10 protein-coding genes are annotated in these 12,160 nt (G+C 70.7%); 5 read left to right on the plus strand and 5 right to left on the minus strand.

The window, feature by feature from the left end:
- Window positions 1-306: 306 nt before the first annotated feature.
- Window positions 307-1,107: an IclR family transcriptional regulator gene (locus ACZ67T_RS28405; protein WP_469987821.1), complete on the plus strand. Its 801-nt coding sequence runs from the start codon at window positions 307-309 to the stop codon at window positions 1,105-1,107.
- 191 nt (window positions 1,108-1,298) lie between these two features.
- Here ACZ67T_RS28405 and ACZ67T_RS28410 read toward each other — a convergent pair whose 3' ends face one another.
- Window positions 1,299-2,690 (minus strand): carboxypeptidase regulatory-like domain-containing protein, encoded by a 1,392-nt coding sequence (locus ACZ67T_RS28410; protein ID WP_469987822.1) that lies wholly within the window; start codon window positions 2,688-2,690, stop codon window positions 1,299-1,301.
- Between the two features lie 77 nt (window positions 2,691-2,767).
- On the opposite strand from ACZ67T_RS28410, the gene ACZ67T_RS28415 reads away from it, so the two are divergent.
- The 4 genes from ACZ67T_RS28415 to ACZ67T_RS28430 all read left to right on the plus strand — a co-directional run bounded on the left by ACZ67T_RS28415 (window position 2,768) and on the right by ACZ67T_RS28430 (window position 7,016).
- Entirely contained in the window at window positions 2,768-3,325 is a 558-nt protein-coding gene (locus ACZ67T_RS28415) for a TetR/AcrR family transcriptional regulator (protein WP_469987823.1), read from the plus strand.
- A gap of 269 nt (window positions 3,326-3,594) precedes the next feature.
- Entirely contained in the window at window positions 3,595-4,131 is a 537-nt protein-coding gene (locus ACZ67T_RS28420; RefSeq protein WP_469987824.1) for a helix-turn-helix domain-containing protein, read from the plus strand.
- Window positions 4,132-4,258: 127 nt separating this feature from the next.
- Window positions 4,259-5,404 carry an aminotransferase class V-fold PLP-dependent enzyme gene (locus tag ACZ67T_RS28425; RefSeq protein WP_469987825.1) on the plus strand — a complete coding sequence of 382 codons (1,146 nt, stop codon included), beginning with the start codon at window positions 4,259-4,261 and terminating at the stop codon, window positions 5,402-5,404.
- A gap of 37 nt (window positions 5,405-5,441) precedes the next feature.
- Window positions 5,442-7,016, plus strand: coding sequence for an amino acid permease (locus tag ACZ67T_RS28430; protein ID WP_469987826.1), 1,575 nt, complete (start codon window positions 5,442-5,444; stop codon window positions 7,014-7,016).
- Between the two features lie 121 nt (window positions 7,017-7,137).
- On the opposite strand, the gene ACZ67T_RS28435 is transcribed toward ACZ67T_RS28430, so the two are convergent.
- From ACZ67T_RS28435 to ACZ67T_RS28450, 4 genes are all read right to left on the minus strand, one after another.
- Window positions 7,138-8,082: a TauD/TfdA dioxygenase family protein gene (locus ACZ67T_RS28435; RefSeq protein WP_469987827.1), complete on the minus strand. Its 945-nt coding sequence runs from the start codon at window positions 8,080-8,082 to the stop codon at window positions 7,138-7,140.
- A 371-nt stretch (window positions 8,083-8,453) separates the two neighbouring features.
- On the minus strand, window positions 8,454-9,014 hold the full coding sequence (locus ACZ67T_RS28440) for an SET domain-containing protein (RefSeq protein WP_469987828.1): 561 nt from the start codon (window positions 9,012-9,014) through the stop codon (window positions 8,454-8,456).
- A 48-nt stretch (window positions 9,015-9,062) separates the two neighbouring features.
- Complete coding sequence (locus tag ACZ67T_RS28445) at window positions 9,063-10,226, minus strand: acyl-CoA dehydrogenase family protein (RefSeq protein WP_469987829.1); 1,164 nt, start codon at window positions 10,224-10,226, stop codon at window positions 9,063-9,065.
- A 100-nt stretch (window positions 10,227-10,326) separates the two neighbouring features.
- Entirely contained in the window at window positions 10,327-12,033 is a 1,707-nt protein-coding gene (locus tag ACZ67T_RS28450) for a succinic semialdehyde dehydrogenase (RefSeq protein ID WP_469987830.1), read from the minus strand.
- Between the last annotated feature and the right edge of the window lie 127 nt (window positions 12,034-12,160).

Genomic DNA, 12,160 nt, shown 5'->3' on the forward strand with positions numbered 1-12,160 from the left:
CGTACCGAGACTCGGAAGGGGTCGCATCGCCACATCCCGGTGAACGGACCTGCCACTCCCGCTCAGTGGGACTCACCGACGGACGCCGCGGGGCTCCCCGGACCAGCGGCGGCGTACCCGAAGGTGAGGATTCTGTAGGTGCACGGCAGGGGCCTCGCAAGGGACACCCATCACGGCCGACGGACCGTCAACACTGTCGGCGTCCGGGTCGGTTCGATCGCGGACCCGTGCGCAGGACACGGCCCGGACCCCTCACGACACGGCCCCCGGCTCGCACTCCCGCGCTCACTCTCGGTGGAGGCGGACATGACGGCACCGGCAAAGGCCGGCGGACACGCGAGCGACGTCCCCGCCCCGAGCTCCATGATCGAACGTATGACGCTCATCCTCGACGCGTTCGACCCCCACACGCCCAGCCTCTCCCTGCTCGACCTCGCCGAACGCACCGGCCTGCCACGCTCCACCCTGCATCGCATCCTCGACCAGATGATCCGGCTGCGCTGGCTCACCCACTCCACGGGCGGCTACCGGCTCGGGATGCGCCCGCTGGAGCTCGGCGGGCGCGCCGCGGGACACAACGAGATCAGGGACGTCGTCACGCCCCTGCTGCACGAGATGTGCCGGCACACCGGCCTGGCAGGGCATCTCGCCGTCCTCGACGGACGCGACGTGGTCTTCCTGGAGAAGGCGGGCGGCCGGTCCGCCGCCCAGTTGCCCACCCGGCTCGGCGCGCGGCTGCCCGCACACACAACGGCGGTGGGCAAGGCGATCCTCGCCACGCTCGACCCGGGCCTCGTCGACTCGGCCTATCGCGGACAACTGCCCATGAGCACCCCACGCACCCTGCGCACCGCCACCGATCTGCACCACGAACTGTCCAGGATTCGCAGGCGGGACGGCCTGGCCATCGACAACGAGGAGACGCTGACGGGCTTCCGCTGCGTCGCGGCCCCCTTGCGCAGTGGCGGCCCGGCAACGGCCGCGCTGTCGCTCTGCGGCGACTACCAGGCGGTGGATTTCAAGGAGTTGGCCCCCCTGGTGCACGACCTCGCGGGCGAGGCGCGCCGTGCGCTGTTCCCGCGTCCACGCCATCATCGGACGGGGTAGCGAGGGGCGGCAGGGACGCAGACATGTGAACCGCTCCGCCCCGGCCCTGCGGAGTTGTCAGCGACCCGAAACGGGCCGGGCGCAACAAGGGCGGGTGAGTCACTGCCCCCTCTTCGCCGGCTGCCGGTTGTGCGTGCCTTCGCGTCCCACCGCCTTCCAGGTGGACGCGGACGAGGCACCGGGCCACGCGGTCAGCGGGAGGCCGTGAGTCTCCCGGACTCCGCGTCGACCGCACTTTCCCCGCGCGCCCGCAGCGTGAAGTCCGCGTCCACCGTCTCGCCCGCCCGCAACAGCTTGCGGAGGGCCAGAGGGTGCCGCCCGGGCGCCGACGCCACGATGCCGAGGTGCCCTTCGGGCAGACCCGCGACGGCGTAGCGACCCTGTACGTCCGTGACAGTGCTGACCAATTGCCGCCCTCTGCTGTCCAGAACGACCACCACCGCGCCGCGCACCGGTTCCTGGTCGACGTCGCGGACCGTGCCGGCCAACGCGGGCACCGGTTCGCCGAAGTGGTGCCGGTGCACCGGGAGTGCGGTGGGTACGGGCGTCTCGAGAGCGGGGTCATCCGCGGGCGGCTCGGCGACCGCTTCCTCGAGCGCAGCACGCTTGTGGCGCCAGTGGTCCAGTGCGAGGAGCGCCACGCCCCCGGCGATCCAGCCGCACAGCACGAGGACCGGCTTGAGTACGCCCGCGCCGCCGAAGTACAAGATGCCGCGCAGCGCGTCGACGGCGTTCGCCAAGGGCATGACGGCGTGCACGTGCTGATAGAACTCGGGCAGCAGCGGTGCGGGCACCGCGCCGCCGCTCGTGGGGATGGACATGACGATGAAGAGCGTCATGCCGACCGCGGGCAGGAACCGGCCGGTGAAGGCCGCGAGTCCGGAGGCGGTCGTGGCCACCGCCGTGGTGAGCAGGAAGGCGACGGCCATCACGGACGGTTCGGGGTTCAGGTAGCCCAGGCCGGCCCCCACCGCGTAGCCCACGGTGCTGAACACCGCGGCGACGACCGCCAGGGCCAGCAGCTTGCGGCGACGGTCGAGGGTGACCGCGCGCAGCAGCGTCGTGGCGAGGATGTAGGCCGGGATGTTCCATGCGATGCCGAAGTAGAGCACGGCCGAGCCCATCGGGTCCTTGGCCGTGGTCGGAGCGACGTCGCGAACCGTGAGCGGATGGGCCGTCCCGGCGACCTTGCCGAAGGACGTGATCATCATCTGTTCCAGCGACGCTCCGTTCGCCTTCGCGACGTAGAGCACGGGGTGCCCCCCGTCGACGGCGTAGCCCGCGAAGGCGTCCCGGTCCAGGACGGCCTGCCGCGCTCGCTCCCGGTCCGCCACGGCGGTGACGTCGAATCCGCCGGCGGTCTGCACGCGCAGGTTCGCGTCGACCCGGTCCGCCTCGGCGCGTGTGGCCACGACCACCTTCACGTGGTGCGGCCCGGGCGCGTGCAGGGCGGGCGCGAAGAAGAAGATCACGCCCAGGAAGAGGACCGCGGGAAACCAGGCCGCCTCTGCCAGGGCCTTCGCCGCCGCCCCGCGCGGTCGTGTGCCGTTGTTCACCGTGTCGCGCTCCGTTCCCGCACCCATAGATGTACCGATCGGCACACAAACAACGACTGGAAGATACATGTACCGTGCGGTACGTTCAAAATGTGTCCCGTCCGATGAACACTGAGAAGCGCGCCGAACTCCTCGGTCAAGTGGTGGAGTACGTGCAGCGCCACGGCCTCGCGAACCTGTCGCTGAGCCCGCTCGCCGAGGAGATCGGCACGACGAAGCGCATGCTGCTCTACTACTTCGGCAGCCGGGGGAACCTGCTGGCCCGGGCCCTGGCGGCAAGCCGACCGGATGCCCACGCCATGTTCGACACCGTCGAGGACGCCGCGGACCTGCGCCAATCGGCCCGGGCGCTGTGGAAGGCGATCACCGTGGGCGAGCAGGCCGGGCCCATCCGGATACTGCTGCAGCTTCTGAGTCTGGCCGCGACCGACCCGGACGAGTACGGAGACCTGGCCCGCGAGACCGTGGAGGTCATGATCGGCCCGATCGCGGACGCCGTCGGCCGCCTGGGCCACCCGAGAGAGGTGGCCCGCGAACGGGCGACCCTCCTCGTCTCCGGCCTACGAGGCCTGTGCCAGGACCGCCTGGTGACGAAGGACGCGGCCCGCACCGACGCGGCGGCCTTCCATCTCATCGAGACGGTGGTCGAGCCCGGGCGGTGACCGGTGCGCCATCGTGGAGCGGACCGGCAGAGCCTCCGAACGCAGAACGGCGCTCGGCGCCGGGTGACGGGCCCCGGCGCGAGCACCTCCCCCTCCGGCCCCACCCCCTCCGGCCCCACCCCCTCCAGCGCCTGCTCCTCAGGCGGGACGCTTGGCCATGACGACCAGACCCGGCCCGCCCTGCTCATCTGCGGGGAGCCGAAGTTCGGCGACCGGGAAGGCGAGGCGCCGTTCCGCCGGCGTGAACGCGGCTGGGCTACCCTCACCGCGTGATCGGCAACCGGATACGCGAGCTCCGCCAGTCCCGCAAGATGACCGTACGGGACCTGGCCGCGCACGCCGGGGTGTCGACCGGTCTGGTCAGTCAGGTCGAACGCGGACTGACCGATCCCAGCCTGGAGACGCTGCGCAGGCTCTCCGCCGCGCTCGGGCTCCCCCTATTCGACCTGTTCCGGCAGGACGATCCTGACGACGTCATGCTGGTGCGGCGCGACCGCCGGATCGTGGTGCGTTCGCCGCAGGGCGGGATCGAGTACACACGTGTGTCGGCCGGCTCCGCACGCCTCGAAGTACTCGAGGGCGCACTGGAACCGGGAGGCGCGTCCTCGGAGCAGCGCTACAGCCACCCCTCGGAGGAGTGCGTGGTGGTGCTGAGCGGCAGTCTGGTCGTCGAGGCCGGCGGCGGCCGCCACGAGTTGCGGCCCGGGGACAGCTGCACCTTCGACTCCCGCGTCCCGCACCGCTACGTCAACGAGGGCAGCGAGCCCGCACGGTTCCTGGTGAGCGTGACACCGCCGAGTCGGTGACCTTCAGCCGGCAGACGGGCGCCCCCAGGGCGACAGCCGGCCTCCCACCCATTGACGGGCACATGACTCGACTGCTTCGATCACCGGCACTGAACAATTTCACCGTGATTGAAATGCGAGGCGCCCCGTGTCCATCGTGCCCCTCGACGCCACCGAGCGTTTCCGTGCCCGCTTCCCCTCCCTCAAGGACACGGTCCACCTGGCCAGTTGCAGCCAGGGGGCGGCATCCGAGCACGTACTGACGGCGCTGCAGGAGTTCCAGTGGTCCATGCGCAGCCAGGGCGCGCCCTGGGGCGCCTGGATGGCCCAAGTGGACGCCGCGCGCGCCGCGTTCGCCGCCCGCATCGGCGCGCAGCCGGACGAGATAGCGGTGGTCGGCTGCGCCTCCGAAGGCGCCTACCAGGTGGCGTCCACGCTGGACTGGTCGCGCCGCCCCGGCCTGGTCACCACCGACATGGAGTTCCCGTCCATCGCCCACGTCTGGCTCGCGCAGGAACGACGCGGCGCTCGGGTACGCCATGTCCCGGAGCGGGAAGGGACCGTCCCCGCCGAGGGGTACGCCGCCGCGATCGACGACTCGACCGGCCTGGTCTCCGTACCGCTGGTCTCCTACCGCAACGGCGCCCGGCTGCCGGTCACCGAGACGGTTCGAGCGGCGCATGCGGTCGGCGCACGGGTGTTCGTCGACGCGTACCAGGGCTTGGGCGTACTCCCGGTGGACGTAAGGGAGTTGGACTGCGACTACCTGGTGTGCGGCGCGTTGAAGTATCTGCTCGGCGTCCCCGGCATCGCGTTCCTCTACGTACGCGGCGGCCTGCGCGACGACGTGGACCCGCAACTCACCGGCTGGTTCGGCCGAGTCGACCCCTTCGGCTTCGACCCACGCTCCCTCGACTTCCCGGACACCGCGCGCCGCTTCGAGACCGGCACCCCGTCGATCCCCTCCGCGTACGCCGCCGCGGCCGGGCTGCGCACCCTGGCCGACATCGACCCGAAGGACATCGAGGCGCACGTCGGCGCGCTCACCTCGTACGCCTGCACACGCCTGACCGAGAGCGGCGAGACGCTCGCCTCACCCGCCGACCCGGAACTGCGCGGCCCGCAGGTGGCGATCGCCGACCCCGCCCCGGACGCGCTCGCTGCCGCGCTCGCCGAGCGCCGCATCGTCACCAGCCCGCGCGGCACCCTGCTCCGCGTCTCCTTCCACTACTACAACAACCCGTCCGACGTCGACGCGCTGATCGACGCGCTCGGCGAGATTCGCGCCCAGTAGCACGTCCAGGAACACCGCACCCCACGGAGCGAGTGACATGCCCGACGACGCCGGAAGCAGCCCGACGGCCGCCCCCTCCCCCACCACCGGCCCGCACCACGGCCATGACGCAGACAGCCAAGATCAGGGCCTGAGACGGGCTTTGACCGGACGTCAGCTCAGCATGATGGGCCTGGGCGGCGCCATCGGAACGGGCCTGTTCCTCGGCTCGGGTCTCGCCATCTCCGCGGCGGGCCCCGCAGCCGTGATCGCCTACGTGCTCTGCGCGCTGATCGCCCTGGTGATCGGCTGGGCGCTGGCCGAGATGACCGCCGTACACCCGGCGACCGGCTCGTTCGGCACCATCGGCCGCCACTATCTGGGCCCGCTGGCCGGCTTCGTGATCCGCTGGACGTACTGGACGATCCAGGTGATCGCGATCGGCGGCGAGGTCATCGCCGTCGGCATCTATGTCCGTTTCTGGTGGCCCGAACTGCCGCTGTGGGCACCGGTGGTGGCGTCCTCACTGCTGCTCCTGGCCGCGAACGCGCTGACCGTCGGAGTGTTCGGCCGCCTGGAGTACTGGTTCTCCACCATCAAGATCACGGCGATCGGCGTCTTCGTCCTGCTCGGCTGCGCCTACGTCTTCCTCGGCCTGCCCGGCCACGCGGCGGTCGGCACCTCGAACCTCTCGGGTCCCGGCGGACTCCTCCCGCACGGCATGAGCGGCCTGGGCACCGCCTTCGTCTTCGTGATCTTCAGCTACATCGGCACCGAAATCATCGCGGTGACCGCCGCCGAGTCCGAGAACCCGGTGCAGGACATCCCCCGCGCCGCCCGGCGGATGGTCGTCCGCCTCGCGCTCTTCTACGTTCTGGCCATGGCGGTGGTGGTCACCGTGGTGCCGTGGTCGCGCACGGCAGCAGGCGGAGACGTCACCGCGAGCCCCTTCGTCCAGCTCTTCGATGTCGCCGGGATCCCGGCCGCCGCGGGCATCATGAACTTCGTGGTCCTGACCGCGGCGCTCTCCAGCGCCAACGCCAACACCTATCTGGCCACTCGCATGATCCACTCCCTCGCGGTGGACCGGCACGCGCCACGGATGTTCGCACGGGTCGGCCGCGGCGGCGTCCCTCACCGGGCCCTCGCCGTTTCCGGGCTCGGCCTCGGCGCCGCCGCGATCCTCTCGGTCCACTCCGAGAACACGGCATACGTCCTGCTCTTCGGCATCTCGGTGTTCGGGGCACTGGTCGTGTGGATCCTCGTCCTTGCCACACACCTGATGTTCCGCCGGCACCGCGCCCGCCACGGCCTCCCCTCCTCACCGGCCCGGCTGCGCGGCGCTCCGTTCACCACCGTCGCGGCGGCGCTCGCACTGGCTGCCATCCTCGTCTCCACCGCGTTCATCGAGGGCCTGGAGGACTCCTGGAAGGCCGGAGTGCCGTTCTTCGCGCTGCTCATCGTCGTGTACCACTTCGGCGCCCGGCGCCACGAGACGGCGGAGCCGTTGCCGGACAGCACGCTGCCGCCGGAAGCTTCCGACGCCCACCTCCCCGGCACCCGCCTTCCGGGCACTCACGGCGAAGCACCGCTCACCGATGAGCCGTCCGGTGCCGAAGCAGGGCCGAACTAGGCCGAGCTGAGCCGCGCAAGGCGGGAGCCGCACAAGGCCGGCTACGGGCGGCGGGCGGCGCCAGGAGACGGGCCAGCAGTGATCCGGCGCACCCCCCCCGGTCACCCTCCCGCGCACCGGCTCAGCCGAACGGACGGTCCCCGGCGATCGCGACACGTTCGGCGACCCGGGGGTACGGCGCGTAGTCGTTGACGGCGTAGTGCTGGGTCGCGCGGTTGTCCCAGAAAGCGACGTCGCCCGCCTGCCAGCGGAACCGCACCTGGAACTCCGGGACGTGGGCCTGCTGGAAGAGCAGCCGGAGCAGGCGGTCACTCTCCGGGCGCTCGAGGCCGATGATCCGGGTGGTGAAGGAGGTGTTCACGAACAGCATCCGGCGTCCCGTCTCCGGGTGGCGACGCACCACGGGGTGCTGGACGGGCGGGAACTGCTCCTGGAACGGGGCCAGTTGCTCCGGCGAGTAGAAGCGTGCGAAGCCCGGCAGGAAGTCGTGGACGGCAGTCGCGCCGTCGATCCGCTCGCGCACCTCGACCGGCAGGTTGTCGTACGCGGCCGCCATGTCCGCCCACATCGTGTCGCCGCCCACGGGTGGCACCTCCCGCAGCTGCAACACGGCGCCCAGGGCCGGGCGTTCACGGAAGGTGACGTCCGTGTGCCAGACGTTCTCGTACGTGGGAACGGCGCCGGCCGACTTGTCGAAGCGGACCACGTCGTCGCCGTCGCCCGGGGCGAGCAGCGGATTGGTCTCCAACTCGCCCCAGTTTCGGGCGAATCGGCGCTGCGCGTCGGAGGTCAGGTGCTGGCCGCGGAAGAAGAGCACCTTCCAATCGAGGAGCGCGCGGTTCAGTTCCTCCCGCACCGCGACGGACACGGGCCGCGAGAGGTCGAGGCCACGGATCTCCGCTCCGATGACGCGGCCCTGCGGAACGAGTTCGAACCGCTCGTACGGCTGCTCTCGCACACCGTCCGGCAGGCGGTTCAGGATGCGAGTGCCCTCGTACAGGCCGTCGGCGGGAATGCGGTGGTCGCGCAGGGCAGATGTGGGGGCGACGTCGTGGGTGAGCGACATGGCGAACTCCTTCGAAGCTCAGGAAGGGACCGGCGCCGGACGGCGCGACGCGACGTTTCCGGAACCCGGTACGGGAAGGCTCAGGCCCGGATACGGAGGCCTGCGGCGGATTCAGCGACAGGAAGACGCCGGGGGCGAACCCACCCGGCCGCGGCGGCGCAGAAAGCCGTATCCGCGGGGCGCGCACTCACCGCGGGGGCCGCTGTGCTGCGGCTCATCCTCACGGAAGTTCGAGTGCGTCTGCATGCCGGCCACCCTAACGCAGAGACCTGCGGGCCGACACCACGCGTCCCTACGGCGGAGACTCGGGCAACAGACAGGGTCCGCAAGGGGAGAACTCGCTGCTCTGGCTCCCCCTGCTCCCTCGTCCCTCAGGAAGCCGCGGCGATGCGCGTCAGGAGGGCCGGTGTCCAGTGGCCGCCGTAACGGGTTCGGAGCTCGGGCAGCTGCCAGTCGCTGCCGGTGACGGTCTCCCGGCACTGCTTCGGTGCACCGCACTCACAGGCCAGACGGAACGCGGGATCCCAGGTGCTGGTGGCGTAGTCGTTGGTCAGCTCCTCGTCCCCACGGATGTCGCGACGGGCTACCAGGGTGTACGGACCGTCCCACCACAGGTTCGGATCGCAGCTGTGGTTGCTGTAACCGATGGACTGCTCGCTGCGGGGCGGCAGGACTAGGTGCGAGGTTTCGGCGAGGGAGACGGTGTCGATGTAGGGGTGGTCGGGCCGGCGCGCTGCCGTGGCGAAGAGGTCCTGCAGTTCTTGCTGTGAGACGAGGCGCCCGCCCAGCCGGGCCACTGTCGTTCCGGCCGGCATGGGGGCTCGGGCGAACAGGCCCCGACCCGCGATGGAGGACGGGCGAACCTCGGCATATGGGTGCAGGCGGCAATGCGGTGCAGGTGTGGATGCCATGGGCCGATCGTGCCGCGCCATGGCCGGTGCTGTCAGTGTCTGGTGATTCGCGCGGGCAGTGAGCCGGTCCTACAGCCCCAGATCCCGAGCGACGATCTCCTTCATGATCTCCGTGGTACCGCCGTAGATGGTGCTGATGCGAGAGTCGAGGTAGTCGTGTGCGATGCGGTATTCGAGCATGTAGCCGTAGGCGCCGTGCAGTTGCACGCAGCGCCCGACGATGTCGACGTAGTTCTCCGTGGCCCAGAACTTCGCCGACGCGGCGTCAACGGCGCTGAGTTCGCCGCGGGAGTGCCGGGAGAGCAGATCGTCGATGTAGGCGCGGCCCACGCGGGCGGTGGTGACCATGTCGGCCAGTTGGAAGCGGGTGTTCTGGAAGGAGCCGATGGTCCGGCCGAACGCCTTGCGCTCCCTGACGTACTCCACGGTCCGCTCCAGTACGCCTTCGATGGAGGCCATGGCGTTGGCGGCGATCGAGATCCGCTCCTGGGGAAGGTTGCGCATCAGGGCCTTGAAGCCGGAGCCCTCCTCTCCGAGCAGGTTGGCGGCGGGTACGCGAAGGTCCTGGAAGAACAACTCGCTGGTGTCCTGGGCGTGCAGGCCGACCTTCTCCAGGTTGCGCCCCCGCGAGAAGCCGGGCCGGTCCGCCTCGATGACCAGCAGGCTGATCCCGCCGTGGCGGTCCGGGCCGGTCCGTACGGCGGTGACGACCAGGTCGGCGTTCTGGCCGTTGGAGATGAAGACCTTGCTGCCGTTGACCACGTAGTCGTCGCCGTCCCGGACGGCGGTGGTGGCGATGCCGGCCAGGTCGCTCCCGGTTCCGGGCTCGGTCATGGCGACCGCGACGATGAGGATGCCGGCGGCGATGCCCGGCAGCCAGCGGGCTTTCTGCTCGTCGTCCGTCAGGTCGGTGAAGTAGGGCACGACGATGTCGCTGGAAAGACCCACCCCGGCGAGGCCGTCCGACACGGGATGGCGGGAGAACTCCTCGCCGATCACCGCGTTGAAGCGGAAGTCGGTGATCCCGCCGCCTCCGTACTCCTCGGGGATGTTGAAGCCGAGGATTCCGGCCCGGGCGGCTTCCTGGAAGAGTTCGCGGTCGACCTTGCCCTCGGCCCTCCAACGCTCGGCGTGCGGCGCGGCGTGCTTGTCGACGAACGCGCGAACCGTCCCTCGCAGGAGTTCGTGGTCGTCGTCGTAGAGGGACCGTTCGCCAAAGATCGCACTGGTCATCGGGACTCCGATCTGAACTGATCTCGTACATGCGGCAAGAACTGAGCAAGAGGGACGGTCAATGGGATGCGCCGTTCGCGCTCGGCCGACGTATCGCCGCTCATCGCACCCGCAGCCGACGCAGCAGGGCCAGCTGTCCGTTGGTGCGGCGGACGAATCCTTCCACGGCGCTCTGCCCTGGCTTCGGCGGTCCCAGCGGCAGGAGGCGCTGTGTGGCGATCGTCTGGCTCTCGGTGTACTTGCGGATTCCCTCGGCCCCGTGGCGCCTGCCGAGTCCGCTGTCGCCCATGCCGCCCATCCCGGCCTCGATGCTGCCGGCCGCCGCGGCGGCACCGTCGTTGATGTTGACCGACCCGGCGCGGATCCGCGCCGCCATCCGGCCCGCTTCGCGGGAGTCCTTCGACCAGATCGACGACGACAGTCCGTAGGTTCCCTGGTTGGCCAGGCTCACCGCTTCGCTGTCCGCGGCGTAGGCGTAGAGCGAGAGCACCGGACCGAAGGTCTCCTCGCCGCACACGGCCATCTCGGGCGTGACGGCTTCGAGGACGGTCGGTTCGTAGAAGAGCGGGCCGATGTCGGGTCGCGCCCGGCCACCCGCGAGTACGGTCGCCCCCTTGGCCACCGCGCCGTCGACATGTGCCTCGACGGCCGCGAGCTGCGCTGCCGACGTCAGTGACCCGATGTCCACGGAGTAGTCGTAGGACGGCCCGAGCCGAAGCGCCAGCGTCGCCCGGACGAGCTCGGTGCGGAAGGCTTCGTAGACCTTCTCGTGCACATAGACGCGTTCGATGTGGATGCACATCTGGCCGGTGTTGGCGAAGGCCGCCACCACCGTGCCCGCCGCCGCGGCGGCGACATCGGCGTCCTCCCGCACGATCAGTGGGTTCTTGCCCCCGAGTTCGAGAGAGACCCCGATCAGTCGCCGGGCGGCACGCTCCGCGACGGTGCGCCCTGTGGCGGTCGATCCGGTGAAGCAGACGAAGTCGACTGCGTCGACCAGGGCGGTCCCCACCACGGCCCCGGGACCGGCCACGATCTGCCACAGATCGGCCGGCAGCCCGGCCTCCGCCATCAGTGCCCGCGTCCAGAGCATCGTCAGCGCGGTCTGGGAATCCGCCCTGGAGATCACGGCGTTGCCGGCCAGCAGGGCCGGCAGCACATCGCCGACGCCGAGGTAGAGGGGGTAGTTCCACGGGGAGATGACGCCGACGACGCCCTTCGGCACCCGCACCTCCTTGACCTTCGTCAAGCCGGGCACCATTCCGCGCACGTGGCGGGGGGCCAGGTAGTGCCGGGCTCGCCGCGCGTAGTGGCGGGCGATCGCCGCGACCTGGGCCACCTCCTGCCAGGCGTGATACCGCGCCTTGCCCGTCTCCCACTGGATCAGGTCGAGTACCTGGTCCTGCCGCTCCAACAGGAGGTCGTGGAAGGCGAGTACGACATCGCCGCGGCGCCTCAGCGGCGTTCCCGCCCACTCCGGCCGGCCCGCTCGGGCACCGGCCACTGCCGCCTCGACGTCCTCCGGGGTGCACGGGGGAACGGTCGCGATCGGCACCAGGTCGAACGGTGCGACCGCTGTCACGGCCTCGGCGCTGTCAGGCCCGGGACGTGTCGCGTCCCGGCGCACCCACGTGCACCACTGCGCGATCAGCTCGTCCGTCACCCAAGGGGGTCGTGAAGTCATCGTCACAGGGCTGTCGGGCGCGTGACTGTCAGGTGCAGGCATGTCGGGCGCGGGGGTGTCCGGCGTCGAGCCGTCAGACGCTGGACTGTCGGGCGCGGGGATCTGGTCCTGCTCCGTGGTCATGCGGGCTCCTCGGTCGTACGGGACTGGTTCGAGCCGGGAGGCCTCGGCCCTGCGTCCGGCTCGCCCGGTGTGGATCCGGCGGGCCGGGTGCCTGAGAGGCGGCGTCTCCTCGGTCACGTCGATGCCC

This window comes from Streptomyces sp. NPDC107517 (assembly GCF_055582645.1).

What these genes read in the sequence shown, in the direction of transcription:
- ACZ67T_RS28405 (WP_469987821.1), top strand. Translation starts at nt 307, where the DNA reads ATGACGGCACCGGCAAAGGCCGGCGGACACGCGAGCGACGTCCCCGCC.
- ACZ67T_RS28410 (WP_469987822.1), bottom strand. Translation starts at nt 2,690, where the DNA reads ATGGGTGCGGGAACGGAGCGCGACACGGTGAACAACGGCACACGACCG.
- ACZ67T_RS28415 (WP_469987823.1), top strand. Translation starts at nt 2,768, where the DNA reads ATGAACACTGAGAAGCGCGCCGAACTCCTCGGTCAAGTGGTGGAGTAC.
- ACZ67T_RS28430 (WP_469987826.1), top strand. Translation starts at nt 5,442, where the DNA reads ATGCCCGACGACGCCGGAAGCAGCCCGACGGCCGCCCCCTCCCCCACC.
- ACZ67T_RS28435 (WP_469987827.1), bottom strand. Translation starts at nt 8,082, where the DNA reads ATGTCGCTCACCCACGACGTCGCCCCCACATCTGCCCTGCGCGACCAC.
- ACZ67T_RS28440 (WP_469987828.1), bottom strand. Translation starts at nt 9,014, where the DNA reads ATGGCGCGGCACGATCGGCCCATGGCATCCACACCTGCACCGCATTGC.
- ACZ67T_RS28445 (WP_469987829.1), bottom strand. Translation starts at nt 10,226, where the DNA reads ATGACCAGTGCGATCTTTGGCGAACGGTCCCTCTACGACGACGACCAC.
- ACZ67T_RS28450 (WP_469987830.1), bottom strand. Translation starts at nt 12,033, where the DNA reads ATGACCACGGAGCAGGACCAGATCCCCGCGCCCGACAGTCCAGCGTCT.